The following is a 26,441-nucleotide window of genomic DNA, read 5'->3' as shown; positions in this document are numbered from 1 at the left end:
GCCGGCACCCGGAATCAAGGCCGTTGCCGGTCGAGACGGGCAGGACGCGCGGCCGATGCCCGGGTTGGCGGCTAGCCGGCGAGCTTGCCGAGTTCGCGGCCGCGTTGGGTGGCGGCCTCCAGCGTGGCGCGGATCAGCGGCGCCAGGCCGTTGTCGGCCATCAGCACGCCGAGCCCCGCCGCCGTGGTGCCGCCGGGGCTGGTCACCTGCACCCGCAGCTGTGCCGGGTCCTCGCCGGACTGGCGCGCCAGCGCGCCCGCGCCGGCCACGGTATCGCGGGCCAGACTGGCGGCAAGCGCCGGCGGCAGGCCGAGCGCGGCGCCAGCCGCCCCCAGCGTCTCGATCAGGTGGAACACATAGGCCGGCCCCGAGCCGGACAGCGCCGTGACCACGTCCATCAGCGCCTCGTCGTCGACCCAGTAGCAGCTGCCGGCCGCCGCCATCAGCTGATCCGCCAATTGCCGGTCGGCCGGCGCGACCCCGCTGTCGGCCACCATCACCGTGGCGCCCTGGCCGATGGCCGCCGGGGTGTTGGGCATCGCCCGCACCACCCGGCGATGGCCGTCCGCTAGTGCTCCCAGCCGGGCCAGCGTCGTGCCGGCGGCGATCGACAGCAGCAGCGTGTCGGTGCTGATCAGCGGCGCCAGCGGCGGCAAAGCGTCGGCCATCAGCTGCGGCTTGACCGCCATCAGCACCACGCGCGGCGTAAGGCCGGCGGGTGCCGCCGTCCACAACTGGCCGGGCAGTACGCCGGCGGCCAGCACCCGGGACGGATCGCCGGGCTCGATGACGTGGATATGGTCGGGCGGGGTGCCGGCGGCGAGCCAGCCCTTCAGCAGGGCGAGCCCCATGTTGCCGCAGCCCACCAGCAGCAGCGGGCGTTCAGCCGAAAGGCCGTCGCTCATGCCTCGCCCATCGGGTCCAGCAGCGCCGCTTCCATGGCCTCGGCCGGGCGCTTGCCCGCCCACAGGACGAACTGAAACACCGGATAATAGCGCTCGCACTCGTCGATGACCGCATCGAGCAGCGTCTGCGCCTGGGAGAGCGACAGACCGCCACCATCGTCATCGACCACCGTGGCGTGGCGGAACATGATACTGCCGTCCTGCGCCCACATTTCGAAATGGCCAAGCCACAGCCGCTCGTTGATCAGCCCCAGCGTCTCGTAGATGGCGGCGCGCTTGCCTTCGGGCGCCCGGATATCGAGCATGCAGGCCAGCTGCACCACCTGGTCCTCGCGATGCCAGAACGCGCGCATCTGGTAGGCGTTCCAGCTGCCCGGCGCCGCGATGATCATCTCGTCACCGCCCTCGCGCTCGAACGCCCAGTCGCGTTCGCCGCAACAGACCTCGATGACGGACAGGGGATCAGCGAAGGAGGGGCCGACGTCGTCGACTTCAAGGGCGGGCATGGCGGCTCCCGGTACCTCACGCAGAGGGGTCCAATACGCGCTGGCAGCTTGGTGACACCCGCCCAGCCTGATTTTCAAGCCTAGCCTGACTTTCAAGCGTCGCGGAACATCACTGCACCAACACTAGGGATAGTCTCACGGCTCCCGCGCCAGCGCAAGACTTGGGGGTGCCAGCTCGCCAAAATGTTGTGGACAAGTATAGCCGGACAGTCGGCGGGACGACTCTAGAGGTCGTCCTGAACCGGCGGCGCCTCGACGCCCAGCTTCGCTTCAAGCACTGCCAGCCGCGCCGCCAGCGCCGCGTTCTCGGCCCGGGCGGCCTCCGCCATCGCCTTCACCGCCTCGAACTCCTCGCGCGAGACCATGTCGAGGCCACCGATGACGCGCTCCATCCGCTGCCGGATCAGCGCCTCCATCTCCTTGCCCATGCCGGTCATGGCGCCGGCGGCACTGGTGGCCAGGCGGGACAAGTCATCGAAGAATCGGTTGTCGGTCTGCATCGCTCAGATCCTCATCATTGCAGCGGCACGTCCACCGGGGCCGCCATGACGGCGACGGCCGCCCCTTCCGGATTCAGCCGCCAGAAGCCATGATTGAGGTAGAGTGCGAAGCACAGCCATGCAAGATAGGGCAGCAACAACAGTCCGGCCCACGACCGCACCCGGGAAAACAGCACCGCGGTCCACGCCACAGCCGCCAGCAGCAGCACGATCAGTCCCAGCGACGCGGCAATCTGGTGAAAACCGAAGAACAGCGGCGACCAGGCCATGTTCAACAGCAGTTGCACGGCGAACAGGATGACCGCCAGCCGCCGCCACGGATTGCCCCTGGCATGCCAGACCATCGCCAGCGCCAGACCCATCAGCACATAGAGGACCGGCCAGACGATGCCGAAGGTGATGGGCGGCGGCGTCAGCGCCGGCTTGGCCAGCGCCGCGTACCATGCCGCGTCGAACTGATTGGAAAGACCGCCAAGCGCCAGCACCAGCGGTACCGTCACGATGGCCAGACGAACAAAAGCCCACCGGAGTTGCCCGGGAGATGCGATCTCGGTCATGCGGAACCCCTCATCCACCGCGCCGATATGCGCGATTCAGCGGCCCGCCTCAACAGCTTGTTTGGCGATTTCGCGACGAACCGGGAACAACCAACGGCGCGTCATTGCCGCCGGCGTCGCGGTCGCGTTGCTCAGACGTGTTTGTCGGGGGCCGGCTTGCCGGCAATCTTGGCAATGAAATAGTCCAGATTTTCCTGGTCGATGCCATCCTCGAAGCGGGTCAGCACCCGCTCGATCATCACCTCGCGCAACGCCAGCCGGTCGTCACTGCCCGACAGGTCCAGCTCCTCGGCGACCTCCAGCGCCGCGCGGGCAACCGCCAGCGCCTGCGGCGTCATGCCGACGCGGTTGAACAGCCGCTCCAGCCCCTTGCCACCGCGATCGTGGATCAGCTGGTAGGCGTTGGCGACCGGAATGCCGGCCTTCTTGGCCAGCGCCGCCTCGAAGAAGGTGAGGTCGCCCATACACAGGGCGCGCAGGATGATGGTGGCGCTCAGCCGGCCGTTGGCATGCAGCTGGTCGACCAGGTCATAGACATCCGGCGTGTCGGTGGAGCCATCGAGCAGGTGCAGCGTCGCCCGCTCGCGGCTATCCAGCAGCAGGTCCATCGCCAGGTCCGGCGACAGGTCGTGATGGGTGACAAGATGATCGCGGATGCGCTCGGAGACCAGCGACACCAGCCGCTCGGCCACCTTCATCGGCAGCACGGTGCGCTCGGCCATCGGATTTGAGATGCGCTGTACATGACCGAACTCGTCGAGCACGCGGTCCATCGTCTCTTCCGACAGCATGGCGCCGTCATTGGATACCAGGCGGGCGACCACATCCTCGTTGCGGGTCTCGACCAGGGCGTCGGACACCCGCTCGGACACGACAGGACGGGCGGCCACCGCCACCTGATATTCCGCCGGCTTGGAGGCGATGATCGCCATCAGGTCATCGTCGGAGAGCACGCTGCTGGCCTCGATCACCGGCAGCGCCACCTCGGCGACGTCGTTGGCCAACGACACCGCCACGTCGTGCGGCAGATCGGCACTCAGCCGGATGCTCTGCGACAGAGCGGCGCGCACCTTGGTCTCGACATCACGGACCATCAGGCGGAAGATTTCCTCGGCCAGCACCCGCTCCTTGTCGCCCATGCCGCCGCCGGAAAAAGCGTCGCCCACCTTGGCGACGGTGGCGGCCCGGTTATCAACCGACGGATCCGCCATCAGCCTGGCGACGTCCTGGACGGAAAGCATTGTCTCTCGGGTCAAGTCACCACCTCATCACGGGCAAGCACATTGGCATCCGCCGCCCTGCTGGCATTCGGGCAGGATAGGCCTCCCGCGACTATCGCCCCGGCCAGGTTAAGCCGTGGTTAAGGCGCGACTCTGTCCAATGCCCGCCACAATGGGACGCTGAGATGTACCACAACTTGGCCTCCGGCCCCAAACTCACTACCTAGGTCACTGTCCGGGCCCTTGGTGCCCGGACAGTGACGGATAACAGGAAAGGCCCGCTGATGCGTTCAACAACTTCCCTCGTGCTGGCGGCGATGCTCGCCGCGCCGGCCGTGACGGCGCCGCTCATGGCGACCCCGGCGCTGGCCCAGCAGGCGGCCACCGTCGACCCGAAGGCCGCCAGCGGCTTCATCCAGTCGCTCTCCGACAAGGCGTTTGCCGTGCTGCGCGACGCCAGCCTGAGCCAGGCACAGCGCGACCAGAAATTCCGAACCCTCCTTCAGGAAGGCTTCGCGCTCGACGTGATCGGCAACAGCGTGCTGGGCACGGCGCGGCGCACCGCGACGCCGGAACAGCTGCGCGCCTTCCACGCCGCCTTCCCCGATTATGTGATCCGCATCTACGCCACCCGGCTCACCGAATATGGCAACTCGCAACTGAAGGTCACCGGCACCACACCGGCACCGCGCGGCGACATCTACGTGCGTACACTGGTCACCGGTCCCAAGGTGCAGCAGCCGGTCCGCGCCGACTGGCGGCTGCGGCAGACCCCCGACCGGGGGTTGAAGATCATCGACCTGTCGCTGGAAGGTGTCAGCATGGCGGTCACCCAGCGCGACGAGTTCACGGTGAAGATCCAGAGCAAGGGACTGGACGCGCTGATCGCCGAGATCAGGACCGGCGGCACCGCCAGCGCCGCCGCGCGGCCGGCCAGCCCGGGCAAGAGCAAATGACCAGCACGCTCGATCTCGCCGCCGCCGCGTTCGTCCATCCCAGCGCCCAGCTCTATGGGCGGGTGACACTGGGCGAGGGCGCGTCGATCTGGCCCAACGTGGTGATGCGCTCCGAGGCCGCCGAGATCATCATCGGCCGCCATACCAACGTGCAGGACTTCACCATGGTCCACACCAGCCCCGGCCTGCCGGTGGTGATTGGCGACCATTGCTCGATCACCCACCATGCCACCATTCATGGCTGCCGGATTGGCAACAACTGCCTGATCGGCATCAACGCCACGCTCTATGACGGGGTCGTGGTCGGCGACAACTGCATCATCGGCCAGCACGCCTATCTCAAGGACGGCATGCAGGTGCCGGACAACTCCATCGTTGTCGGTGCGCCAGCAAAAATCATCCGCACCCAGAACAACTGGATCGCCAACCGGATGAACGCCGCCATGTACCACCGCAACGCGCTGGCCTATGCGCGCGGCGACCACCGCGCCTGGGACGGGCCGGATTTCGAGCGCTTCGTGCAGGAAACGCTGGCCCGGCTCACCGCCGAGTTCGAGGCCATGGGCGCCAATGCCTGAAACGAAGTTGCCCGAGGTCCGGCTTGCCGTCGGCATTGACCGCTTCCCGATCCGGGGCCACTTCACCATCGCCCGTGGCAGCAAGACCGTCGCCGAGGTCGTGACGGTGGCGCTGGAAACCGAGGCCGCGCGCGGCTGGGCGGAAGCCGTGCCCTATGCCCGCTATGGTGAGTCGCTGGACAGCGTGCTGGCACAGATCGAGGCGGTGCGCCCGGCGCTGGAGGCGGGCGGCGGGCGCGCCGCCATCGCCAGCCTGCTGCCCGCCGGTGCCGCGCGCAACGCCATCGACTGCGCGCTGTGGGACCTGGAGGCCAAGACCACCGGCAAGCCGGCCTGGCAACTGGCCGGCGTGGACGCGCCGGTGCCGGTCGAGACCGCCTATACACTGAGCCTGGACACACCGGATGCGATGGCCGATGCGGCTCGCGCGGCCATCGCGCGCGGCCACGCGCTGCTCAAGCTGAAACTCGGCGGCGAGGCCGACCTCGACCGGCTGCGGGCGGTCCGTGCCGCCGCACCGGATACCCGGCTGATCGTCGATGCCAACGAAGGCTGGACAGCCGACGTGCTGACCCGGCTGGCGCCGCGCTGTGCCGAGCTGGGCGTGGTGCTGATCGAGCAGCCACTGCCGGCGGGCGCCGATGCCGTGCTGGTGCGGGGCGCCAGCCCGGTGCCGCTGTGCGCCGACGAGTCCTGCCATGTGGCGGCGGACGTGGCGGCGCTCGCCGGTCGCTACGACGCGGTGAACATCAAGCTGGACAAGGCCGGCGGGCTGACCGAGGCGCTCAGGCTCGCCGATGCGGCGCGTAGCGCCGACATGCGGATCATGGTCGGCTGCATGGTCGGCTCATCGCTCGCCATGGCGCCGGCGCTGCTGCTGGCGAGAACTGCACAATTCGTCGACCTTGACGGCCCCCTGCTTTTGGCGGAAGAGCGCGTGACGGGACTGACCTACCAAAAAGGTAAGGTTTTCCCTTCCCCCCCTGCCCTCTGGGGCTGATGCGAACGGACGAACAATGGCAAGCAACCTGATGCATCTGGTGTTCGGCGGCCGGGTGAAAGACCCGCGCGGCCTCGAATTCGAAGACCTGAACAACCTCGAAGTGGTCGGCTTCTTTCCGGACTATGCCTCGGCCGAGAAGGCCTGGCGCAGCGCGGCCCAGCGCACCGTCGACGACGCCCAGATGAAGTTCGTCGTCGTCCACATGCACAAGCTGCTCGAACCAGGTCTGCACGACGATCACCAGCACTGAGAGCGCCCGGCGCCGGCAGACCGCCAGGCGACGTCGGCGACTCACGATCACCCTACCCGGCCAGCCTGGGCTCAGCGGCTCCAGCTCAGCCCGACCCACAGCGTCCGCGGTGCGCCACGGGTGATGACGCCATTGGCGGCAATCGCCGAGTCCACCTGCGCGTCGGTGATATTCTGCCCGCGCAGCCGTATGGTCAGCGACGGCGTCAGATTCACCCACGCCTGCGCGTCCAGTGTCAGTGCCTCGTCGAGCCGGCGGGTGTTGAGGTCGTCCTCCCAGACGGCCGCGCTGTAAGTGCCCTGCCCCATGAGACCGAACGTCGCCTGCTCATAGGCCAGCGACAGGCTGGCGGCGTGGCGCGGCGCCTGCGGCAGCGCCAGCCCTTCAAGGCCCGGCGCGGCGTCGGCCGTGCGGACCTCGGCATCGGCATAGGCGTAAGCGCCCTCCAGCCGCCAGCCGCCATAGGCCAGATGGCCGCGCGCCTCGATGCCCCGGCTGCGCACCTCATCAAGGTTGTCGCGCACCCGATAGACGCCACCGGCCGGCAGGAAGCCCACCGACGGGAAGACGCCCGGCCCGACGCCCCGGCTGACGTTGCCGATGGCGTCCTCGATGCGGTTGTCGAACAGCGTGAGATCGATGCTCGCAGCCTCGATCGGCTGGTAGCGCAGGCCGACCTCGGCGCCCTTCAGCCGCTCCGGCTTCAGGGCGGCATTGGCCTCGGTGACATCATTACCAACCCGGAATGGCCGATAGAGTTCGTTCAGCGTCGGCGTGCGGAGGCTGGTGTAGGCCGCCGCGCGCAGGTTTATAGCCGTCGTCGGCGCCCAGGCAATGGCAGCCCGGCCGCTGGCACGGGTGCCCGAACGGCTGGAGAAATCCTGGTCCAGCGTCAGCGCGCCAGTGGCGATGTCGCGCTCCTGTCGGCGTCCCCCGGAGAACCGCCAGTGATCAAGCCGGACGCCCCCGGTCAGCGTGACGCCGCCACCCGGCGTCCAGCTGTCCTCCAGGAAGGCGCCCAGCGTCAGCGCGTCGCCACCGGCCAGCCGCTGGCGCGTGAACCCTGACCCCAGGTTGCGGAATCGCTCATGCGTCTCGCCGGTGGCGGCGCGAACGTCCATGCCCAGTTGCAGCACATGATGCTCGCCCACCGGCGGCCGCAGCTCCAGCTTGCCGCCAACCCCGGTGGCCGGCACGTTATACTGGTCGAGCGAGGCGGACGCGGTGGACCGGTCGCTGGCGACGGCGCCGAAGCCGCTCTCGAACACCCGGTGCTTGACGTAGGCCAGCGCTTCCCACCGCCAGTGGCCTTCGCCCGCCAGCCGGGCACTGGCATCGACGCCAAGGCTGCGGTTGGGCGCGACCTCAAGGCCGGCCAGCCGGTTCTCCTCGAACGCCACCGCACGCAGCGACAGCGAGGTCGTGTCGCCCAGCGGCGCGACGCCACGGGCCTCGACGCTCCAGCTGTCCGACTTGGCCGGCACGTCGACACTGCCGCGCTGGTCGGCGGGGATCAGGATGAAGCCGTCGGAACGCTCCATGCGCGCCGACAGGCCGACCGCCCCGCGCCCCAGCGGCGCATCGAGCATCGCCGAGGCCAGCCAGCTGTCGTAGGAGCCATATTCCGCCCTGGCGGCGAGGCCGCCGGCGCGGTCGAGCGGCCGGCCGTTCAGCTCGATCGTCCCGGCCAGTGCACCATTGCCGAAGGCGCCGGCACCACCACCGCGGGTGATGCGCGCCCAGCCCAGCCGGTCGGGCGTCAGCACGTCCCAGGAAATCCAGCCGCCGAACGGATCGTCCTGCGGCACGCCATCCAGCAGCACCAGCGCCCGGGCGGCGGCATTGCCGCCCAGCGCCCGCAGCGTCGGCCCCTGCGCGGTCGGGTTGGCGGTACGGCTGCCGGCCCGCCGGAACAGCTGGAAACCGGCAGCCTGCTTCAGCACCTCGTCGAGCCGGTCGGCCGGCTGGTTGGCCAGCTGCCCGGCCGCCAGCGTCTGCACGCTGTAGGCGGCCTGTCCCGGTGGCGCCGGCAACGGGCTGGCCAGCACCGTCACGTCCTGCGCCGCAGCGCCCCTTCCCCCCGACGCGATGAGCGACACCGCGCCTGCGACCAATATCCATGGTTTTTTTGTCATGCCCCGCGTGTTAGCTCGCCTTGGACTCAGGCCCAAAAACTTTTTGCGGGAGCCCCCCAATGACCGTCTCTGCCCCCACTGCGTTCAACGACCGCAGCTCGACGCTGCGCCTGCTGCTCAGCCGCCGTTCCGGCAAGGCGCGCGACCTGGTGGCACCGGGGCCCGACGACGCCGAACTGCGGCAGATTCTCACCTGTGCGTCACGGGTGCCGGACCATGGCAAGCTGGCGCCGTGGCGCTTCGTGGTGGTGCCCAAGGCGACTCGCGCCGCCTTCGGCGAGGCGCTTGTCGCGGTGCTGAAGGCGGAGAACCCGCAGGCAACACCGGTACTGATCGACAACACCCGGGCGTTTGCCCACCAGGCGCCGGTGCTGGTGGCAGTGCTGAGCCGGGTGAAGCGTGACCACCCGATTCCGGCGTGGGAACAGGAACTCTCGGCCGGAGCGGCCTGCCAGAACCTGCTGCTGGCGGCCCATGCGCTGGGCTATCGCGGCAACTGGCTGACCGAATGGCCCGCCTTCTCCGAAGGCGTGGTGCGCCTGCTGGGCGGCGAACCCGGTGACCGCATCGCCGGATTCATCTTCCTCGGTTCCTCCGACAAGCCACTGGAGGAACGGCCACGCCCCGACTACGACGCCGTGGTCAGCACCTGGGCACCGGCATGTGACCTCTAGCCTGTTCGCCGGGGATGGCGGCCGTCATGGCGCCATCCCCGTCGCGACACTGGCGATGCCCAGCAAGCCGCAGCACGCGTCCAGCGTGAGCCTGTTCACCCGAATGTCAGCGGACTGACCCCCGGCCCCTTCACCGCCTTCACCTCGGCGCGGACCAGACCGTCGAGCTGGGTCGAGCGCTCCTTGATGGTCTTGAGCAACACGAATTCCGCGGTCGCCGACTCCGGCGTGAACCGGACCGTGCAATAACCGCGATGGTGGGTGTCGACCCACTTCAGTTCGGGATTGGCCGCCACCAGCAGCGCCGCCAGCCCGCTGGTATTCTCGAAAGCACTTTCCATGCCCGGCGAGGTGACGCTGTGAGTGCCGAACTCCACCGCCGCCGGCCGGCCGTCGGGACCGCCCAGCAGCTCGAACGCCCAGGCGTTATGTGTATCGCCGGCCAGAATGACCGCGTTGTCGGCATATTTGAGAATGTCGTCGACCAGCCGGCGACGCGCCGCCGGGTAGCCGGCCCAGGCGTCGAGATTGGCCGGCAGGCCTAGCCCGCCGGCAATGGCGCCGGCCGACACATATTCGCGTACATAGGACGGCGTCTGCGGGCCGAGGATCGACGGCAGTTCCGGCGGCATGCGCGACCAGCCGGCCAGCACCTGCTGGCCGAGAACCTGCCAGGGCACGCCGCGCGCCCTGGAGTCCGCCATCTGTCGCGCCAGCCAGCGTTCCTGGGCGTGGCCGAGGATCGACCGCCTGGGATCATCAAGCACGGTCTGGCCGAACTGGCGCAGCGCCTGGGTGACGGCCGCCGGATCGTTCTTGTCGACGCTCCCGAGCAACTCCTTGTAGTCGAACTGCTCGTCGCGACCGATGAAACGGGTATCAAGCATGATCAGCGAGGCCAGCCGGCCCCAGTCGAAGCGGCGATAGATCAGGCCCGGCGCCTGCTCACGGATCGGCAGCCACTCGCAATAGGCCTGGTAGGCGGCCCGCCAGCGGCGGTCCCATGGCCCTTCGCTGTCCGGCTGGTGGTTCTGCGCGCCCCCCTTCCATGTGTTGTTGGCCAGCTCATGGTCATCCCACACGCACAGGAACGGCAGCCGCTGGTGCACCGCCTGCAGGTCGGGATCGCGGCGATACTGGGCATAGCGCTGGCGATAATCGGCCAGCGCGACGATCTCGTTGGTCGGCTCGACATGACGGCCATCAACCACGGCCTGCTCGGGCGGATAAGTGCCGCGCTGATACTCGTAGATGTAATCCCCGACGTGCAGCGCGAGGTCGATGTCATCGCGCGCCGCCGCATGGGCATAGGCGTTGAAATAGCCGAACGGCAAGTTGGAGCAGGAGAACAGCGCGATGTTCAGCGCCTCGACAGCACCAGTGGGCAGCGTGCGGGTCTGGCCGACCGTCGAAATCTGACCGCCGCTGTCGCGGAAACGATAGAAATAGCGGCCGCCCGGCGCCAGCGGACGGGCATCCACCTTCACCGTGAAGTCGCGCTCGGGCGTGGCATGCCCCTTGCCGCTGGCGACGATGCTGGCGAAACCGGCATCGGTCGCCACCTCCCACGCCACCTCGGCGGCCGCGCCATCGGCGGGGACATAGCGGGTCCACAGGATGACGCGGTCGGCCAGCGGGTCACCACTCGCCACACCATGGGTAAAGCTGCCCGCCGCCTGCGCACGTGCACCGGCCAGCGGCAGGCCCGCGGTCAGACCGCCGGCCACGCCCGTTTTCAGAAATCCACGCCGATTGAGCATGTCTGCAACTCCTCTTCTGGCCAGCGCCGGTTACATCGAGAATTTCACGCGCATCCCGTACATGCGCGGCTCGCCCGCGATGAAGGTGGGATACCCGAATGAATCGCCGGTATTGCCGGCATCGATCAGATAGTTCCTGTCGAACAGGTTGTTGGCGAAGACCTCCACCTGCCAGCGGTCGTCGATCGCCCCCAGACCGGCACGAACGTTGACCAGATGATAGCCATCTTGTGACAACAGGTCGCTGTTGGGTACGTCGAAATAGAGCTGCGACTGCCAGGTCCAGGTTGGCGTCACGAACAGGCGCAGGGACTCGCCGACAGGCTGATCCCAGGTTAGGCCCAGCGACGTCTGCCATTTCGGTTGCAACCGGAACCGGCTGTTGGCGAACTCGCCATTGGCCGCCTTGTCGGCGATCTTGGCGTCGACATAGCCCAGCGTCGCAAACAGGTGGAGACCAGAGACCGGCCGCCCCCGTAGGCTCAGTTCAGCGCCCCAGTTGGTGGCTTCGCCGGCATTGCGCGTGACGACACGGCTGTCCTCGACAACGCTGACCTGGAAATTCTCGTAGGTCTGATAATAAACCGACGCCTCCAGCTGCATCCGGTTGTCGAACAGCGCCGATTTCACGCCGCCTTCGTAGTTCCAGATCTTCTCCGCCGGAACCTCGGTCAGGGTCGGCACATAAACACCACTGCCGTTCGCCACGCTGTCCCACTGCAACACCGGAGAACGACGGCCATAGCCGATGGTGGCGTACAGGTTGGTGGCGTCGTTCAGGCGATACAGCAGGTTGAAGCGTGGCATCACCGCGTTGTTGGAGGCGCTGGCGCTGACCGTGTCGCCACCGGTATTGGCGAACGGCAGAGGCGCCAGACCAAGATTGGTGGTGCCCAGATAGGCATTGGGCACGTTCGAGGCATAGCGCGCGGTCCGGTCCTCCCAAACCGCGCGGACGCCAATGGTCACGTCAAGCCGCGGCGCCGGCGTGTAGGTCACGTCGCCGAACACCGAGAAGGATTCGTTGGTGGCGGAGTTGCGGGTCCACGAGGTGTAGAGCTGCTGGCTCAGCAGCCCGCCGGTCAGCGCGGCGGTGATGCCGGCGGCCGGCACGCTGCCGTTGGCGGCCACGCACGGTGTCGCCAGCAGCGCCTGAACAACCGGACTGCTCGGCGAATAGCCGGCACCCAGCGCGATCAGCACGCTCATCGGCGTGCCGGCAGGCAGGCCGTAGGCGGCGGCCAGCGACGACGGCAGCGCCGTGCACTGGGCGTAGGTGCCTACCTCGGTCAGGAACGGCACCCGCTGGCTGCCGGTCTCGCGGAAATAGGTGGCGCCGACGAAGCCCTTCACCTTGTCGTAGGCGAAGCTCGCCCGCAACTCCTGATTGAACTGGCGACCTTCGGCGTCCTCGGCGAATTCCAGATAGAAAGCCTGGCTGCCATCGGCGTCGAACACCTCCAGGCTGTCGAATTTACGCCACCCGGTCACGGCGGTGATCGTCCAGTGATCACCGACGTCGTAGCTGTTGGTGAGGTTGATATCCCACACCGTGCGTTTGAGGCCCGGCTGGTCGCCGCCGAGATACTGGGCGCTCAGCGCGCTTGGCGCGCCTGCGATCTCGGCGAAGCCATAGGGTGAGGTGGTGCCCCCGGTGGGCACGAAGTTCCCCGACTTGAACGCCGTGCCCGGCGGCGTCTGGCGGTCGAAGCTGACGATCAGATCGCTGGCCCAGCGCTCGCCCGGCGTGTAGCGCAGGCTGCCACGCACCGCCGCCACGTCCTGCCCGTTGAGATCGGCGACCCTGGGGCCACCGGGCCGCTGGGAATCCGCTGATCCGGCGATATTCTCGACATAGCCGTCTCGTTGCTTGACGCTCCAGGCGAGGCGGGCGCCGAACACCGCGCCGCCGTGGTTGAGGTGACCCTCCACACCCCGGCGATCATAGTTGCCCAGCGTGCCGGCGATGCTGGCCGAGGTACCGTCCTGCGGCCGGGTCGAGCGCACGCTGATGCCGCCGATGGCGGCGGCGGTGCCGAACAGCGTCGCCTGCGGCCCCTTGGCGACCTCGATCGCCTCGATGTCGAACAGGTCGAAATAGGAACCGCGCGAGCGGCTGACATCGACGCCGTTGTAGTAGATCGAAACGCGCGGCGCCGACTGGGAGGCGCCATCGTCGGAGGTGATGCCACGGATGACGAAGCCGGGATTGTTGGGGCTCTGTTCCTGAATGTTGAGGCCCGGCACATAGCGCGACAGATCATCGAACTCGCCAACCCCGACCTCGCGCAGAAAGTCGCCGCCATAGGCGGTGATGGTGAACGGCACGTCGCGCACCCGTTCCTCGCGCTTTTGTGCCGTGACAATGATTTCTGGCAAAGCGCCGTCGTCAGCCGCCCGGACCGTCGCCGGCATCCCGGCGACCAGGGTCGCAAGCGCTGAAACAGTCGTCAGAAACCTCGTCGCGTCCATTGGTGTCCCTCCTTTGCGATCCGCTGCTGCAGATGCGAAGGTTAGTGGGACCGGACGATGACATGCGTATGACGACTCCGCACCCGTCGTGACAACCAATGGCTGTTGTCGCCGGAACCGCCTCAGCCGTGGCGCAATTTCAACACCAGGGTGATGGCGGCCAGCGGCAATGTCACGGCGTTGCAGACGATCAGCGGCAGACTGCCGATCATGCTGCCATAGCCCAGCCAAAGCAGGATGCCGGCAATGAACAGCAGGTAGCTCCACAGCGAGATGTCACGGGTCTGCTTGTGGCGGATCGCCTTGATGGCCTGCGGCGCGAAGGCGGTGGTGGAGCAGAAGGCGGCACACAGGCCGAGAATCTCGATGGGCGGCATGGATGTTCCGTCGTTCACGCCAGCCTGGAGCGGCGGGCGACCTTGATTAGCCGCTCCGTCCCGCCGCCGCCAGCATCTCCTCGATACGCACGAACTTTTCCCTGGGCGCGCCGATGCGCGCGCGGGCCACCTCGGCGGCGTCGATCGTTTTCCAGTCGTCGAAGCCCACTACCCACAGGTCGCGCTCCTCGATCAGGCGCCCAAGTCCGGCCCGGCCGGCACGCTCGCCGGTCAGCCCGGCGGCGGCGATCTTCTCGGCGATGGCGAAGCCATCCGGACGGTTGGTGCCGATGGTGCCCGACGGCCCCCGGCGCGACCAGCCGACGCAATAGAGGCCGGGCTCGATCAATCCCTCGTCGTTGACAAAGCGACCGCGCGCGTTGTCGAACGGCACCCCGGCGATGGAGCGGGTGCGATAGCCGATGCAGGGGATGACCAGACCGCAGTCGATGGTGAAGGTCTCGCCGGTGCCCACCGCCTGACCATCCCGCACGCAGGTGCGCTCCAGCTCCAGCCCGGTGGCGCGATCCTCACCCAGAACCCGCAATGGCCTGGCGCAGAACACGAAATGGATGCGCCGGGGCTTTTCGTCCGCACGCCGCAGGGCGAAGCTGCGCAGATGCCCGATCACCTTGCGCTGGCCGGGATCAAGCGCGGCCTCGGCGCCGTCGGGGGGGCAGCTGGCCGGGGTCGACCAGCGGCACAGCGTCCGTCAGTTCCGCCAGCTCCCCCACTTCCTTCGGCGTGAAGCTGACATCAAGCAGACTGCGGCGACCAAAGACGTAGACATCGCGGATCGCGCTGGCATGGATCAGTTCGGCGGCGTGACGGGCAAGGTCGGAGCCCGCCATTTCGTCGGGCGACTTCACCAGCACCCGCGCCACGTCGATGGCGACGTTGCCGTTGCCGATCACGGCGACGGCGGACGTATCCAGCGGCGGCGCCAGGTCGACGAAATCCGGGTGGCCATTGTACCAACCGACGAAGGCGGCGGCGCCGATGACGCCCGGCAGACCATCACCGGGGACACCCAGCGGCCGGTCGTGCGGCGCGCCGGTCGCCAGCACCACGGCATGATAGAGCTCCCGCAGCTCGGCGATCGAGATGGCGTCACCGATCTGCAGGTTACCGAAGAAACGGATGTCGCCCGCCGCCTGGGTCTCCTCATAGCGACGGGTGACGCCCTTGATGGACTGGTGATCGGGCGCGACCCCGGCGCGAATCAGCCCGAACGGCGTCGGCAGCCGGTCGATGATGTCGATCTGCACCTGGTCGCCGTACTGCTTCACCAGTCCCTCGGCGGTGTAGTACCCAGCCGGACCGGAACCGATGATCGCCACCTTCAGCCGCATTCAACCCTCCCCCGATGTCGAGTGCCCGCCGGACTATGCAGGGGCGACTATACGGCAAACACGGCCGGCGACCAGAGGGGGATCGCATCCCCCAACCCCGGCGCGCATCATCCATCTGTCGAAGTTTTTTACACTCCAAGCGAACAAGGAGAAATTGGATCAGTTAATATATTGATTTTACGTGATATTATTTTGTGGCACGCCCTTTGCTTAAGATATCGTCAAGGGTCGAAAACCAGGACGCAAAGTCGTCCGTCGCGCTGACACGGTGCTCCCGCACTGGCTCGCGCCCACCTGCATCCCTGATGCACCATTCATCATTGGCGTCGCCACCTTTCATCGGATGGCACGCGAGGGGCTTTGCCAGACCGGGTCCGCGGACGAACCGCGCGCGACGCGGAAACTGGCCGACACTGGAAGGGGAACTATCATGTTGAAGAATGGAAGGGGAACTATCATGTTGAAGAAGATGTTGATGGGAGCCAGCGCCATGGTTGCGCTCGGTCTCGCGGCCCAGCCGGCAAGCGCCGGCCTGATGCTGTTCCAGGGCTACCAGAATGCCGCGCTGAGCATTGACGGCGCCACCAGCAGCACATCGAACGTCATCCGCGCTGATGTGCCGGCCGGCTCGACGGTCGTCGCCGCCTATCTGTACACCGCGGACATCTGGGGCAGCGGCGGCAACTACGGCGCCGTGCTGGAGGGCGTTACCCTCGATCAGGCCGACGGTGCGCTGCTCAACAACGCCAACCCGGCGAGCGTGCGCCGCTTCGACGTGACCAGCATCATCAAGCCGATCATCGATGGCGGCGCCGGCGGCGTCTATGACTTCAGCTATGCCGAGACGCAGAGCACCGACGGCAGCGTGCTTGTGGTCGTCTATCGCAACGGCTCGACCACCGGCACCGCGATCCTGCTCGATGGCGAGCTGGCGCTGGGCGGCGACACCACGACGCTGACCTTCGACTCGCCCTATGTCAGCGGCGACATCATCATGTCGCTGGCCTCGAGCTTCTCGTACAACGGCAACAGCACCAGCAACTCCACCGGCCAGGTGACCGTGGTTGACGTGCAGACCAGCTCCAACCCGGTGTCGCGCCGCCTGACCAGCTGCGCCGGCGGCAATGACGACGGCAACTTCCTCGCCGCCAACGGTGACCTGCTGACGGTCGGCGGCATCGGCGACAACACGTCCAACCCGGACCCCAACTGCGCCGGCGGCGCCGGTGACGACGAGCTGTACAACCTGGCGGAAGGCAACATCATCGACGCCGCGCCGTTCGTGACGGCGGGCGACACCTATGTCTCCTTCCTCACCGAGAACCCGTCGTTCGACGACAACGTGTTCTTCATGGGCATCACCTCGTCGTTCGCCATCTCGCGCGTCAACGACGACCCCATCGATACGGATGATCCGGTCGAGACGCCGGAACCGGCGACCCTTGCCCTGCTCGGGCTGGGTCTGGCGGGTGCGGGCGCCCTGCGGCGCCGGCGCAAGGCCTGACTGATCCGGGCCTGACCTGATCCGGGCCTGATCTGATCCGGGCCTGATCTGATCCGGGCCCGGCACAGGCCCGAACCCGGATCACGCGCGGTATAACCCCCCGCGCCTGTCCAACTTGGAGGCGTTCGGCCCAGCCGGACGCCTCTTTGTTGTCCGGGCATGTCCCCGTCGGGTCACTTCAGGTACGCCATTTCAGGGAGGCCCTTTCAGACCGCCCGGCCTCGGGTGGCGACCACCCCGGCTGCGCGCCCGGACAACCGCTGCATCCCGGCCCGCGTGGCGCTTTCCTTGGGCTTGCCGTGGTGCTATGCCCGCCGCCATGACGACCGATATCAATCTGATCCGCAATTTCTCCATCATCGCCCACATCGACCACGGCAAGTCGACGCTGGCCGACCGGCTCATCCAGCGCTGCGGCGGCCTGTCCGACCGCGAGATGGTGGAGCAGGTGCTCGACAACATGGAGATCGAGCGCGAACGCGGCATCACCATCAAGGCCCAGACCGTCCGGCTGGAATACAAGGCCAAGGACGGCAAGACCTACGTGCTGAACCTGATGGACACCCCCGGCCACGTCGACTTCGCCTACGAGGTCTCGCGTAGCCTGGCGGCCTGCGAGGGCTCGCTGCTGGTGGTGGACGCCAGCCAGGGCGTGGAGGCCCAGACGCTGGCCAACGTCTATCAGGCGATCGAGCACGACCATGTCATCGTGCCGGTGATCAACAAGATCGACCTGCCCGCCGCCGACCCCGACCGGGTCAAGTTGCAGATCGAGGACGTCATCGGCCTCGACACCAGCCAGGCGGTGCTGGCCTCGGCCAAGTCCGGCATCGGCATCGACGACGTGCTGGAGGCTCTGGTCACCCAGCTGCCGGCGCCCAAGGGCGACGCCAGCAAGCCGCTGAAAGCGATGCTGGTGGACAGCTGGTACGACCCCTATCTCGGCGTCATCCTGCTGGTGCGTGTCGTCGAGGGCGTGCTGAAGAAGGGCATGTCGCTGCGCATGCTCGCCGCCGGCAACGACCAGACGGTCGAGCGCGTCGGCGTGTTCCGCCCGAAGATCGACTATATCGGCGAACTCGGCCCCGGCGAGGTCGGCTTCATCACCGCCCAGATCAAGGAAGTCGCCCAGACCCGCGTCGGCGATACGCTGGTGGAAACCAAGAACGCCAAGGACGCGGTGCCGCTGCCCGGCTTCAAGGAAGTGCAGTCGGTGGTGTTCTGTGGCCTGTTCCCGGTCGACGCCGCCGATTTCGAGAAGCTGCGCGAGAGCATGGCCAAGCTGCGCCTCAACGACGCCAGCTTCACCTACGAGATGGAAACCAGCGCCGCGCTGGGCTTCGGCTTCCGCTGCGGCTTCCTCGGCCTGCTGCATCTGGAGATCATCCAGGAGCGACTGAGCCGCGAATACGACCTCGACCTCATCACCACCGCACCCTCGGTGGTCTATCACATCCACCTCACCGACGGCACCTCGATGGAGCTGCACAACCCGGCCGACATGCCCGAGGTGGTGCGCATCGACCATATCGAGGAGCCGTGGATCGAGGCGACGATCTTCGTGCCCGACGAATATCTCGGCGCCGTGCTCAAGCTGTGCCAGGACCGGCGCGGCATCCAGAAGAACCTCAGCTACGCCGGCACCCGCGCCATGGTGGTCTATGAACTGCCGCTCAACGAAGTGGTGTTCGACTTCTACGACCGGCTGAAGTCGATCAGCCGCGGCTACGCCAGCTTCGACTATCACCAGATCGGCCACCGCGAGGGCGATCTGGTGAAGATGAACCTGCTGGTCAACGAGGAGCCGGTCGACGCGCTGTCGATGATCGTCCACCGCGGCCAGGCGGAAGCGCGCGGCCGACACATGTGCGAGCGGATGAAGGACCTCATCCCGCGCCACCTGTTCAAGATCCCGATCCAGGCGGCCATCGGCGGCAAGGTGATCGCCCGCGAGACCATCTCGGCGATGCGCAAGGACGTCACCGCCAAGTGCTATGGCGGCGACATCACCCGCAAGCGCAAGCTGCTGGAGAAGCAGAAGGAAGGCAAGAAGCGAATGCGCACCTTCGGCAAGGTGGAAATCCCGCAGGAAGCCTTCATCGCCGCGCTCAAGATGGGCGACGAGAAGTAGGCGCTGTCACCTGGCTCTGACGGATAAGGTCCTGCGGCCGGCCGGGCGCTAACGCGTCGCGGCCAACGTGTCGCGCAGCCACGAAATCGCCTTCGACAATTTGCCGGGCGGCGGGCTGTTCCGAACCCGGCCGGCGGCATGATAGCCCTTGGCGGTCAGCCCGAGCACCAGCAGCCGGGAGCCGCCGCCGGCTTCCAGCCGGGCCCGCAGTTCGCCACGGCGCATCAGATAGCGGATGTGACGCTCGACATTGCGCGGATCGCGGTCATCGAGTTTGATCGCTTCCGGCGGATATGCGTCGCCACGTGACACCACGACCTCGCGGATGTCCTGCAACAGCAGTGGTTCGATCCACATGCGTCAACTCCTTGCTGTACGAGGGGCGCGATCAGGCGCCGCGAAGGGCGACTCCGAAAGGCCGTGAGCCGATCAGTGTGTCCGCCAGCCGGGCCTCGATGATGTCCCCCTCGCGCCAGCGGACGGCGACAAACAGTCCGCGCGGGGACAGCGCCTCCGGCATTGGCGCGCGAAACAGGAAATCGCCCCGCTGGGTCATCACGCCGATGTCGACGGTGCAATCCGCCAGCTTGGTCACCACCATACGGATGCCGTTCCCCACCAGCGGCGCGAAATTGTAACGGCACGTATCGAAAGCCCAGCCCTCGCGCGCAGGACGCAGCCAGGCTTCCAGTGATCCTCGTAGCAGGCGGCGGCTCATGCGTGGTTCGCCAGGCCGCCACGCGGGCGGGAGTGCGCCCGCACGCGCGACAGCAGCACCGTCGGCGAAGGTGATGGCACGGCATCGTCGCCAGCGGCGACAAAGGCTTCACGCAAGGTCAGGTGCACCGCCATGTAGGCGGCGTTGATGTCGCCGGTACAGGCGAGCGCTTCTTCCCGCAGGGCATCGCCCAGGTGAACCCACTGCATGATCTCTCCATTTTCCTGGCGCATATTGACCTCCCGTGTGGCAAGCGGTGACATCGGAAACGCGACCGGTCGAGAGACCGGGCGACAGACAGCACACGACAACAGTCGACACCAAGGGAGCAGCCCCGGCTCATCTCACGAGCGGAGCGCCACGGTAGCCGGTCCATGCGGCCAGCCATCCCATCGAGTCAGGGCGCCCATATCAACGGCTCAGCCCCGCGACCGCCGAAGCGGCGCGGGGCCTGCGATACCAACGGTCAGCTGGTATCCTATCAGACATCGCGTTGCCAGTACATCCGTGGTCAACGGCCGATGCCGATAATGCGCCTTCTCCTGCCGCGATGACGGCCGCGAAAACCTCGCGGCGCAGTCCGCGGCGGGCGCAAGGCCTCAGGCGGCGACCGCCTTCAGGTTGCCGGCGGACGACTTGCCGCTGCGGTCGACCAGCAGATCGAAGCTGATCTTCTGCCCTTCCTGCAACGACGAAAGGCCGGCCTGCTCGACAGCGCTGATATGAACGAATGCGTCCTTACCGCCACCATCCGGCGCAATAAAACCAAAGCCCTTGAGGCTGTTGAACCATTTCACGGTTCCCGTCATCATAATAAAACCCTTTCAGGGCATAGAGTATTCCCAGGAAAACACCCGGAAGACGATGCCATAATGCCGTATTGATTGTCGTCTGGGAGAAACGCGAAAACGCGGAAACCGAGATTATTTATCAGTTAGTCATTCATCGACATGACTGATATAGGCCGATCCTGCTGAATTACAAGGTGTTGTTTGAAATCTTTTGAAGGCGCCCCGCCGGCCGCCGGCGTCTTATGTTAAAAGTGACTGGCAAGCGGACGACGATCACCCCGCTGTCAGGTTCGTGTCAGAATATTCTGATATTCGCATACAGTCATTGGACGATCGGGAGGATCCCATGAAGATGACCAGTATGAAAACCACCACTTCGAAAATCCGCGGCTTGGCGGTGTCCACCCTGTCGCTGGGCCTGCTACTGGCCACCGCGCCAGCCATCGCGGGCCCCGGCGGTTCCGGCGGCGGTGGTGGCGGCGGCACGGGCGGCGGGGCCGGCATGAGCGGCAGCATGAGCCCGGGCTATGGCAGCCAGGACCGCGACCGCCTACGCGACGGCACCGGCGACGGCATCCCCGATCGCGACCGTGACCGGTTGCGCGACTGGGACCGGCAGGGCAAGCGCGCCGCCGACCGGCTGCGCCAGCGCGATCAGGATCAGGATGGCGTGCTGAGCGGTGCCGAGCATCAGGCCTGGGCCGGCGACATGTTCGCGGCGATGGACAGCGACGGCAATGGCCGGCTCACCCGCGAGGAATATATGGCGATGCGCATGGGCCCCGGCCCGAAAAGCGCCATGAACGCCCAGCGGCAGCTGCAGATGCAGGAGCGCGCCACCGAGCGCAAGACGCTGCGCTTCCAGGTGATGGACGCCGACGGTGACGGCCTGGTGACGCGCGAGCAGTTCATGCGTCAGAGCCAGCTCAACTTCGCCGACGCCGACGCCGACGCCGACGGCAAGGTGACAGTGAAGGAATTCGGCAACTGGGCGCGCGGCCAGTAAGCGTCGCCTGGCGCCGTCGTTCAGAAGGCCACCGGCGTATCGAGATGGTCGCGCACCACGCGGTCGCGGTGGTCGAGCAGACGCGACGGCACCGGCGGTGACAGGTGGCCGCAGGTGATGGCGCCGAGCGCGCGGTAGAAGTCCGGCATGGCGCACAGGTCCGGCGCCATGGCGACAAACAGGTTGGAGAAACCGGCCCAGTAGAGGTCGGCGGCCGACAGCCGGTCGCCGACCAGATAATCCCGCCCCCGCGCCGTCTGGGCCGCCAGCTGGCGGTCGAGCAGGCCGAGAATGTCGGCGACCCGCCGGCGGGCGTGCTCGACCGGGCTGGGCGAGGAATATTTGCGGTACATTGACTCGAAGGCATCGTTGCCGGCGGCGCGGTTGGCGGCGAAGATCAACGTCCGGGCGTTCCAGCCCAGCCCGTCATCGCCGCACAGTTCATGGCACAGGCCGAACATCAGCGCCCGCTCCTCCGGCACCGCCGGGACCAGCGGCGGTTCCGGCGCCAGCTGCTCCGCCAGCACGACGATCTCCGACCACAGGGCGCGCGGCCGTTCGTCGTCGAGCATGGCGACCGGGGCCGAGGTCTGGCCGGTCCACGCCTTCAGCGCGTCGTTGGCCCCGCCGGCCTCCTGCGCCACCGCCAAATAGGGGATGCGCTTGATATCAAGGATGGCGCGGGCGCCGAAGCCCCAAGGATTGGGCACCCCCTGGGTGAAGGCGACCCGCAGCCCGGTGGCCGCGCGCGCCGCCTCGATCGGCAGATAGTCAATGCCGCTCATCGCCCGCCTCCGCCGCCTGCGGCCGCTGACCGCCGAACAACACCGCGCGCTGGGCGTCGGTGAAGGTCATCGGCGGGATCGGCTGATAGTCCGCCAGCGCCCGCCGCACCGCCGGGCGCGCCTCGACGGCGGCGTACCAGCGTTCGACGTTGGGAAAGTCGGCCAGCGCGACGCCATGATGATCGCGGAACAGGATCCACGGCCAGCAGGCCATGTCGGCGATGGAATAGTCGCCGGCGATGAACTCGCGCCCGGCCAGCCGGGTGTCGAGCACGCCATAGAGCCGGCGCACCTCGTTGCTGTAGCGGTCGATGGCGTAGGGGATTTTCTCCGGCGCGTAGTTGCGGAAGTGGCCGGCCTGGCCGCACATCGGCCCCTGCCCGCCCATCTGCCACATCAGCCACTCGACCACCGCCGCCCGGCCGCGCGCGTCGGCGGGGATGAAGGCGCGGTGCTTGTCGGCAAGGTAGAGCAGAATGGCGCCGGACTCGAACACCGGCAGCGGCCCGCCGCCATCGAGGGGATCATGGTCGACGATGGCCGGCACCCGGTTGTTGGGGCTGATCGCCAGGAAGGCCGGCGCGAACTGTTCGCCCTTGAGGATGTCGACCGGGATGCGGCTGTAGGCCTCGCCCATCTCCTCCAGCGCGATCAGCGGCTTGAAAACGTTGGGCGTCTGCCCGCCATAGATGTCGATCATCGCCTGCAACCTCCCCCGGGTCTGCGTCTTCCCGGTCTGCCGGCCGGTGTGTCCAGCCTGGCGCACCCAACCCTAGCGCCCCGCCGGAGGCACGCAAGGCGGCGCGCCCGCACGGAAATGATAGGGTCGCCTCCGTGGGCACTGGAATGAGCGGCGTATCCACCCGCTTGAATCTCGTGAGCGGTTCATCCGCGCGCTTGAATCTGCGACGCCGCCGCGCCATGTGTGCCGCACTGCAACACCCCTGCCGACCCGCCGGTCAGCCCCCCATCAGACCCGCCTTTCAGCCCCCTTGCCAGGCGCGAACAAATCTGGAACATGAGCGCATGTTGACTCACATCTCCATCCGTGGCGCGCGCGAACATAACCTGAAGTCGATCAACGTCGACATCCCGCGCGACCAGCTCGTCGTCATCACCGGCCTGTCCGGTTCCGGCAAGTCCAGCCTCGCCTTCGACACCATCTACGCCGAGGGCCAGCGCCGCTACGTCGAGAGCCTGTCGGCCTATGCCCGCCAGTTCCTCGAACTGATGCAGAAGCCCGATGTCGACCACATCGAGGGGCTGAGCCCGGCGATCTCGATCGAGCAGAAGACGACCTCGAAGAACCCGCGCTCGACGGTGGGCACCGTCACCGAGATCTACGACTATATGCGCCTGCTGTGGGCGCGCGTCGGCGTGCCCTATTCGCCGGCCACCGGCCTGCCGATCGAGGCCCAGACGGTCAGCCAGATGGTCGACCGGGTGATGGCGCTGCCCGAGGGCCGCCGCTTCCACCTGCTCGCCCCGATCGTGCGCGGCCGCAAGGGCGAATATCGCAAGGAGCTGGCCGAGCTGCGCAAGCAGGGCTTCCAGCGGGTGAAGATCGACGGCGCCTTCCACGACATCGCCGAGGCGCCGGCGCTGGACAAGAAGTTCAAGCACGACATCGACGTCGTGGTCGACCGCATCGTCGTCAAGCCGGGGCTGGAGACACGGCTGGCCGACAGCTTCGAGACCGCGCTCAAGCTCGCCGAGGGGCTGGCGGTGGCCGAGTTCGCCGACGCCAAGGACGCGGCGGGCAACCCCGAGCGGTTACTGTTCTCCGAAAAATTCGCCTGTCCGGTGAGCGGCTTCACCATCCCCGAGATCGAGCCGCGGCTGTTCTCGTTCAACAATCCGCACGGCGCCTGCCCGACCTGCGACGGCCTGGGCGAGAAACTGTACTTCGACCCCGAGCTGGTGGTGCCGGACGACCAGCTGTCCATCGCCGATGGCGCGGTGGCGGCGTGGTCGAAATCCTCGCCGCCGTCGCCCTATTATCTGCAGGTGCTGGAAAGCCTGGCGCGCGCCTACAAGTTCTCGCTGCGCAGCCCCTGGGCCGAGCTGCCGGAGAAAGCCCGCCAGGCGGTGCTCTACGGCACCAATGGCGAGGCGATCCCGCTGGTGTTCGACGACGGACGCAAGCGCTACGAGGTGACCAAGCCGTTCGAGGGCGTCATCCACAACCTCGACCGCCGCTGGCGCGAGACCGAGTCCGCCTGGATGCGCGAGGAACTGTCGCGCTACCAGTCGTCGGCGCCGTGCGAGGCCTGCCACGGCCAGCGGCTGAAGCCCGAGGCGCTGGCGGTGAAGGTGGACAAGCGCACCATCTCGCAGGTCACCGAGCTGTCGGTGGCCGATGCGCTGGCCTGGTTCGCCGGCCTGGGCAAGCACCTGACCAAGAAGCAGGCCGCCATCGCCGAGAAGGTGCTGAAGGAAATCGTCGAGCGACTGGGCTTCCTCAACAACGTCGGGCTGGACTACCTCAACCTGTCGCGCGCCTCCGGCACCCTGTCGGGCGGCGAGAGCCAGCGCATCCGGCTGGCCAGCCAGATCGGTTCCGGCCTGACCGGCGTGCTCTACGTGCTCGACGAGCCGTCGATCGGCCTGCACCAGCGCGACAACGACCGGCTGCTGGAAACGCTGAAGCGCCTGCGCGACCTCGGCAACACCGTGCTGGTGGTCGAGCATGACGAGGACGCCATCCGCGCCGCCGACCATGTCATCGACATGGGGCCGGGCGCCGGTGTCCATGGCGGGCGGATCATCGCCGAGGGCACGCCGGCCGCGATCATGGCCACCCCCGACAGCCTGACCGGCGCCTATCTGTCGGGCACCCGCCAGGTGCCGCTGCCGGCGGCCCGCCGCCCCGGTTCGGGGCGTCACCTGACCATCACCGGCGCGCGGGCCAACAACCTGAAGAACGTCTCGGCCAGCATTCCGCTGGGCACGCTGACCTGCGTCACCGGTGTCTCCGGCTCCGGCAAGTCGACGCTGACGCTCGACACCCTGTTCAACGCCGCCACCAAGCGGCTCAACGGCACCCGGGTGGTGCCCGGCGCGCACGACGCGCTGGAGGGGCTGGAGCATCTCGACAAGGTCATCGACATCGACCAGTCGCCGATCGGCCGCACGCCGCGTTCCAACCCGGCGACCTATACCGGCGCCTTCACGCCGATCCGCGAATGGTTCGCCGGCCTGCCGGAGGCGCAGGCGCGCGGCTACAAGCCGGGCCGCTTCAGCTTCAACGTCAAGGGCGGCCGCTGCGAGGCCTGCCAGGGCGACGGCGTGCTGAAGATCGAGATGCACTTCCTGCCCGACGTCTATGTCACCTGCGACGCCTGCAAGGGCCAGCGCTACAACCGCGAGACGCTGGAGGTGACCTTCAAGGGCAAGTCCATCGCCGAGGTGCTGGAGATGACGGTGGAGGACGGCGTCGGCTTCTTCGCCGCCGTGCCGGCGATCCGCGAGAAGCTGGAGATGCTGCACGAGGTCGGGCTGGGCTACGTCAAGATCGGCCAGCAGGCGACGACGCTCTCGGGCGGCGAGGCCCAGCGCGTCAAACTCGCCAAGGAGCTCAGCCGCCGCGCCACCGGCAACACCCTGTACATCCTCGACGAGCCGACCACCGGCCTGCACTTCGAGGACGTGCGCAAGCTGATGGAGGTGATCCAGGCGCTGGTCGACCAGGGCAACACCGTGGTCATCATCGAGCACAATCTGGAGGTCATCAAGACCGCCGACTGGATCATCGATCTCGGCCCCGAGGGGGGCGCGCGCGGCGGCGAGATCATCGCCACCGGCACCCCCGAGGCGGTCGCCGCCAACCCGAAGAGCTACACCGGCGGCTATCTCAAGCCGCTGCTGGGCGACGGCGTGCCGGTCGCCCGCAGCCAGCCGGCGCCGTCGAACAAGAGCCTGCGCGCCGGCGCCGGGCGCTTCGGCACCAGCAAGCCCGGCAGGCCGGCCCCGGCGGCCCCGGCCGCCGACACCGGCGATGACGACACCCTGGACAGCTTCGCCCCGACCGCGGCGAAGAAACGCGCCGCCAAAGCCGCGAAGGCGGCAGATAAGGCGACCGCGAAGGCGGCCACAGGGAAAGCCGCGAAGGCGGCCAAGGGGGCAGCCAAGGGAGAAACCGCGAAGGCGGCAGACAAGGCGACCGCGAAGGCGGTCAGGACGCCGGCCGCGGCCTCCCCTGCCCCCAGGAAACGCGGCCGCCCGAAGAAGGGGTAAGGGGGAGACAAGGGGACGGATTAAT

Annotated in this window: 26 protein-coding genes; 9 read left to right on the top strand and 17 right to left on the bottom strand. The window is 67.5% G+C overall.

Features of this window, described 5'->3' with window-relative positions; genetic code table 11:
• Positions 1-71: 71 nt before the first annotated feature.
• The 5 genes from proC to ABU113_RS00890 form a co-directional block, all read right to left on the bottom strand.
• Positions 72-905: a pyrroline-5-carboxylate reductase gene (proC, locus tag ABU113_RS00910; protein WP_454557582.1), complete on the bottom strand. Its 834-nt coding sequence runs from the start codon at positions 903-905 to the stop codon at positions 72-74.
• Positions 902-1,411: a YbjN domain-containing protein gene (locus ABU113_RS00905; protein WP_454557581.1), complete on the bottom strand. Its 510-nt coding sequence runs from the start codon at positions 1,409-1,411 to the stop codon at positions 902-904. The genes proC and ABU113_RS00905 overlap by 4 nt, the downstream gene beginning before the upstream one ends.
• Before the next feature lie 224 nt (positions 1,412-1,635).
• Positions 1,636-1,911, bottom strand: a complete 276-nt coding sequence (locus ABU113_RS00900) for an accessory factor UbiK family protein (protein ID WP_454557580.1) — start codon at positions 1,909-1,911, stop codon at positions 1,636-1,638.
• A 14-nt stretch (positions 1,912-1,925) separates the two neighbouring features.
• Positions 1,926-2,468, bottom strand: coding sequence for a TspO/MBR family protein (locus tag ABU113_RS00895; RefSeq protein ID WP_454557579.1), 543 nt, complete (start codon positions 2,466-2,468; stop codon positions 1,926-1,928).
• A 131-nt stretch (positions 2,469-2,599) separates the two neighbouring features.
• Positions 2,600-3,724, bottom strand: coding sequence for a DUF2336 domain-containing protein (locus tag ABU113_RS00890; protein WP_454557578.1), 1,125 nt, complete (start codon positions 3,722-3,724; stop codon positions 2,600-2,602).
• 248 nt (positions 3,725-3,972) lie between these two features.
• Between ABU113_RS00890 and ABU113_RS00885 the strand changes: the two genes are divergently transcribed.
• From ABU113_RS00885 to ABU113_RS00870, 4 genes are read left to right on the top strand one after another with little or no spacing between them, the layout of a single operon-like run.
• Positions 3,973-4,644 (top strand): MlaC/ttg2D family ABC transporter substrate-binding protein, encoded by a 672-nt coding sequence (locus ABU113_RS00885; RefSeq protein ID WP_454557577.1) that lies wholly within the window; start codon positions 3,973-3,975, stop codon positions 4,642-4,644.
• On the top strand, positions 4,641-5,222 hold the full coding sequence (locus ABU113_RS00880; protein WP_454557576.1) for a gamma carbonic anhydrase family protein: 582 nt from the start codon (positions 4,641-4,643) through the stop codon (positions 5,220-5,222). Before ABU113_RS00885 ends, ABU113_RS00880 begins: the two co-directional genes overlap by 4 nt.
• Positions 5,215-6,222: an N-acetyl-D-Glu racemase DgcA gene (dgcA, locus tag ABU113_RS00875; protein ID WP_454557575.1), complete on the top strand. Its 1,008-nt coding sequence runs from the start codon at positions 5,215-5,217 to the stop codon at positions 6,220-6,222. The genes ABU113_RS00880 and dgcA overlap by 8 nt, the downstream gene beginning before the upstream one ends.
• 16 nt (positions 6,223-6,238) lie before the next feature.
• Entirely contained in the window at positions 6,239-6,475 is a 237-nt protein-coding gene (locus tag ABU113_RS00870) for a DUF4170 domain-containing protein (protein ID WP_454557574.1), read from the top strand.
• Positions 6,476-6,546: 71 nt separating this feature from the next.
• Here ABU113_RS00870 and ABU113_RS00865 read toward each other — a convergent pair whose 3' ends face one another.
• Positions 6,547-8,574 (bottom strand): TonB-dependent receptor, encoded by a 2,028-nt coding sequence (locus ABU113_RS00865; protein WP_454557573.1) that lies wholly within the window; start codon positions 8,572-8,574, stop codon positions 6,547-6,549.
• 95 nt (positions 8,575-8,669) lie between these two features.
• Here ABU113_RS00865 and ABU113_RS00860 point away from each other — a divergent pair, with 95 nt between their 5' ends.
• Complete coding sequence (locus ABU113_RS00860) at positions 8,670-9,284, top strand: nitroreductase family protein (protein ID WP_454557572.1); 615 nt, start codon at positions 8,670-8,672, stop codon at positions 9,282-9,284.
• A gap of 95 nt (positions 9,285-9,379) precedes the next feature.
• Here the strand turns inward: ABU113_RS00860 and ABU113_RS00855 are convergent, their stop codons facing one another.
• The 5 genes from ABU113_RS00855 to ABU113_RS00835 all read right to left on the bottom strand — a co-directional run bounded on the left by ABU113_RS00855 (position 9,380) and on the right by ABU113_RS00835 (position 15,245).
• Positions 9,380-11,044, bottom strand: coding sequence for an alkaline phosphatase D family protein (locus tag ABU113_RS00855; RefSeq protein ID WP_454557571.1), 1,665 nt, complete (start codon positions 11,042-11,044; stop codon positions 9,380-9,382).
• A 30-nt stretch (positions 11,045-11,074) separates the two neighbouring features.
• Positions 11,075-13,459 (bottom strand): TonB-dependent receptor, encoded by a 2,385-nt coding sequence (locus ABU113_RS00850; protein WP_454557570.1) that lies wholly within the window; start codon positions 13,457-13,459, stop codon positions 11,075-11,077.
• Between the two features lie 179 nt (positions 13,460-13,638).
• Complete coding sequence (locus ABU113_RS00845) at positions 13,639-13,893, bottom strand: SemiSWEET transporter (protein ID WP_454557569.1); 255 nt, start codon at positions 13,891-13,893, stop codon at positions 13,639-13,641.
• Between the two features lie 46 nt (positions 13,894-13,939).
• On the bottom strand, positions 13,940-14,524 hold the full coding sequence (locus ABU113_RS00840; protein ID WP_454557568.1) for a hypothetical protein: 585 nt from the start codon (positions 14,522-14,524) through the stop codon (positions 13,940-13,942).
• Positions 14,525-14,540: 16 nt separating this feature from the next.
• Positions 14,541-15,245 (bottom strand): FAD-dependent oxidoreductase, encoded by a 705-nt coding sequence (locus ABU113_RS00835; protein WP_454557567.1) that lies wholly within the window; start codon positions 15,243-15,245, stop codon positions 14,541-14,543.
• 457 nt (positions 15,246-15,702) lie between these two features.
• On the opposite strand from ABU113_RS00835, the gene ABU113_RS00830 reads away from it, so the two are divergent.
• Together ABU113_RS00830 and lepA are read left to right on the top strand one after the other, a co-directional pair.
• Positions 15,703-16,749, top strand: coding sequence for a PEP-CTERM sorting domain-containing protein (locus ABU113_RS00830; RefSeq protein ID WP_454557566.1), 1,047 nt, complete (start codon positions 15,703-15,705; stop codon positions 16,747-16,749).
• 319 nt (positions 16,750-17,068) lie between these two features.
• Complete coding sequence (gene lepA, locus ABU113_RS00825) at positions 17,069-18,880, top strand: translation elongation factor 4 (RefSeq protein WP_454557565.1); 1,812 nt, start codon at positions 17,069-17,071, stop codon at positions 18,878-18,880.
• A 48-nt stretch (positions 18,881-18,928) separates the two neighbouring features.
• Here the strand turns inward: lepA and ABU113_RS00820 are convergent, their stop codons facing one another.
• The 4 genes from ABU113_RS00820 to ABU113_RS00805 all read right to left on the bottom strand — a co-directional run bounded on the left by ABU113_RS00820 (position 18,929) and on the right by ABU113_RS00805 (position 20,395).
• Positions 18,929-19,237: a hypothetical protein gene (locus ABU113_RS00820; RefSeq protein ID WP_454557564.1), complete on the bottom strand. Its 309-nt coding sequence runs from the start codon at positions 19,235-19,237 to the stop codon at positions 18,929-18,931.
• 31 nt (positions 19,238-19,268) lie between these two features.
• Positions 19,269-19,598, bottom strand: coding sequence for a hypothetical protein (locus ABU113_RS00815; RefSeq protein ID WP_454557563.1), 330 nt, complete (start codon positions 19,596-19,598; stop codon positions 19,269-19,271).
• Entirely contained in the window at positions 19,595-19,807 is a 213-nt protein-coding gene (locus ABU113_RS00810; protein WP_454557562.1) for a hypothetical protein, read from the bottom strand. Before ABU113_RS00810 ends, ABU113_RS00815 begins: the two co-directional genes overlap by 4 nt.
• A 390-nt stretch (positions 19,808-20,197) precedes the next feature.
• A complete protein-coding gene (locus ABU113_RS00805) occupies positions 20,198-20,395 on the bottom strand; it encodes a cold-shock protein (protein ID WP_454557561.1) in 198 nt (65 codons plus the stop codon).
• Positions 20,396-20,735: 340 nt separating this feature from the next.
• Here ABU113_RS00805 and ABU113_RS00800 point away from each other — a divergent pair, with 340 nt between their 5' ends.
• Positions 20,736-21,395, top strand: a complete 660-nt coding sequence (locus ABU113_RS00800) for an EF-hand domain-containing protein (protein ID WP_454557560.1) — start codon at positions 20,736-20,738, stop codon at positions 21,393-21,395.
• Between the two features lie 20 nt (positions 21,396-21,415).
• Here the strand turns inward: ABU113_RS00800 and ABU113_RS00795 are convergent, their stop codons facing one another.
• Together ABU113_RS00795 and ABU113_RS00790 are read right to left on the bottom strand one after the other, a co-directional pair.
• Positions 21,416-22,180 carry a glutathione S-transferase family protein gene (locus ABU113_RS00795; protein WP_454557559.1) on the bottom strand — a complete coding sequence of 255 codons (765 nt, stop codon included), beginning with the start codon at positions 22,178-22,180 and terminating at the stop codon, positions 21,416-21,418.
• Positions 22,167-22,880, bottom strand: a complete 714-nt coding sequence (locus ABU113_RS00790; RefSeq protein WP_454557558.1) for a glutathione binding-like protein — start codon at positions 22,878-22,880, stop codon at positions 22,167-22,169. The genes ABU113_RS00795 and ABU113_RS00790 overlap by 14 nt, the downstream gene beginning before the upstream one ends.
• Before the next feature lie 326 nt (positions 22,881-23,206).
• On the opposite strand from ABU113_RS00790, the gene uvrA reads away from it, so the two are divergent.
• Positions 23,207-26,416, top strand: coding sequence for an excinuclease ABC subunit UvrA (uvrA, locus tag ABU113_RS00785; RefSeq protein ID WP_454557557.1), 3,210 nt, complete (start codon positions 23,207-23,209; stop codon positions 26,414-26,416).
• Positions 26,417-26,441 lie beyond the last annotated feature (25 nt).

It is taken from the genome of Parapedomonas caeni, assembly GCF_041060555.1.
Lineage (GTDB): Bacteria > Pseudomonadota > Alphaproteobacteria > Sphingomonadales > Sphingomonadaceae > CAUJIW01.
Note: the sequence above shows the minus strand (reverse complement) of the source record. Positions and strands in the feature narration are given on the sequence as shown.

Excerpts from the sequence above, each read along its gene's own strand:
- ABU113_RS00795 (WP_454557559.1), bottom strand. The coding sequence starts at position 22,180 with ATGAGCGGCATTGACTATCTGCCGATCGAGGCGGCGCGCGCGGCCACC.
- ABU113_RS00820 (WP_454557564.1), bottom strand. The coding sequence starts at position 19,237 with ATGTGGATCGAACCACTGCTGTTGCAGGACATCCGCGAGGTCGTGGTG.
- ABU113_RS00885 (WP_454557577.1), top strand. The coding sequence starts at position 3,973 with ATGCGTTCAACAACTTCCCTCGTGCTGGCGGCGATGCTCGCCGCGCCG.
- ABU113_RS00870 (WP_454557574.1), top strand. The coding sequence starts at position 6,239 with ATGGCAAGCAACCTGATGCATCTGGTGTTCGGCGGCCGGGTGAAAGAC.
- ABU113_RS00860 (WP_454557572.1), top strand. The coding sequence starts at position 8,670 with ATGACCGTCTCTGCCCCCACTGCGTTCAACGACCGCAGCTCGACGCTG.
- ABU113_RS00800 (WP_454557560.1), top strand. The coding sequence starts at position 20,736 with ATGAAGATGACCAGTATGAAAACCACCACTTCGAAAATCCGCGGCTTG.
- ABU113_RS00790 (WP_454557558.1), bottom strand. The coding sequence starts at position 22,880 with ATGATCGACATCTATGGCGGGCAGACGCCCAACGTTTTCAAGCCGCTG.
- ABU113_RS00850 (WP_454557570.1), bottom strand. The coding sequence starts at position 13,459 with ATGCCGGCGACGGTCCGGGCGGCTGACGACGGCGCTTTGCCAGAAATC.
- ABU113_RS00895 (WP_454557579.1), bottom strand. The coding sequence starts at position 2,468 with ATGACCGAGATCGCATCTCCCGGGCAACTCCGGTGGGCTTTTGTTCGT.
- proC (WP_454557582.1), bottom strand. The coding sequence starts at position 905 with ATGAGCGACGGCCTTTCGGCTGAACGCCCGCTGCTGCTGGTGGGCTGC.
- ABU113_RS00835 (WP_454557567.1), bottom strand. The coding sequence starts at position 15,245 with ATGCGGCTGAAGGTGGCGATCATCGGTTCCGGTCCGGCTGGGTACTAC.
- uvrA (WP_454557557.1), top strand. The coding sequence starts at position 23,207 with ATGTTGACTCACATCTCCATCCGTGGCGCGCGCGAACATAACCTGAAG.
- ABU113_RS00845 (WP_454557569.1), bottom strand. The coding sequence starts at position 13,893 with ATGCCGCCCATCGAGATTCTCGGCCTGTGTGCCGCCTTCTGCTCCACC.
- ABU113_RS00830 (WP_454557566.1), top strand. The coding sequence starts at position 15,703 with ATGTTGAAGAAGATGTTGATGGGAGCCAGCGCCATGGTTGCGCTCGGT.
- ABU113_RS00880 (WP_454557576.1), top strand. The coding sequence starts at position 4,641 with ATGACCAGCACGCTCGATCTCGCCGCCGCCGCGTTCGTCCATCCCAGC.
- dgcA (WP_454557575.1), top strand. The coding sequence starts at position 5,215 with ATGCCTGAAACGAAGTTGCCCGAGGTCCGGCTTGCCGTCGGCATTGAC.
- ABU113_RS00815 (WP_454557563.1), bottom strand. The coding sequence starts at position 19,598 with ATGAGCCGCCGCCTGCTACGAGGATCACTGGAAGCCTGGCTGCGTCCT.
- lepA (WP_454557565.1), top strand. The coding sequence starts at position 17,069 with ATGACGACCGATATCAATCTGATCCGCAATTTCTCCATCATCGCCCAC.
- ABU113_RS00810 (WP_454557562.1), bottom strand. The coding sequence starts at position 19,807 with ATGCAGTGGGTTCACCTGGGCGATGCCCTGCGGGAAGAAGCGCTCGCC.
- ABU113_RS00900 (WP_454557580.1), bottom strand. The coding sequence starts at position 1,911 with ATGCAGACCGACAACCGATTCTTCGATGACTTGTCCCGCCTGGCCACC.
- ABU113_RS00905 (WP_454557581.1), bottom strand. The coding sequence starts at position 1,411 with ATGCCCGCCCTTGAAGTCGACGACGTCGGCCCCTCCTTCGCTGATCCC.
- ABU113_RS00855 (WP_454557571.1), bottom strand. The coding sequence starts at position 11,044 with ATGCTCAATCGGCGTGGATTTCTGAAAACGGGCGTGGCCGGCGGTCTG.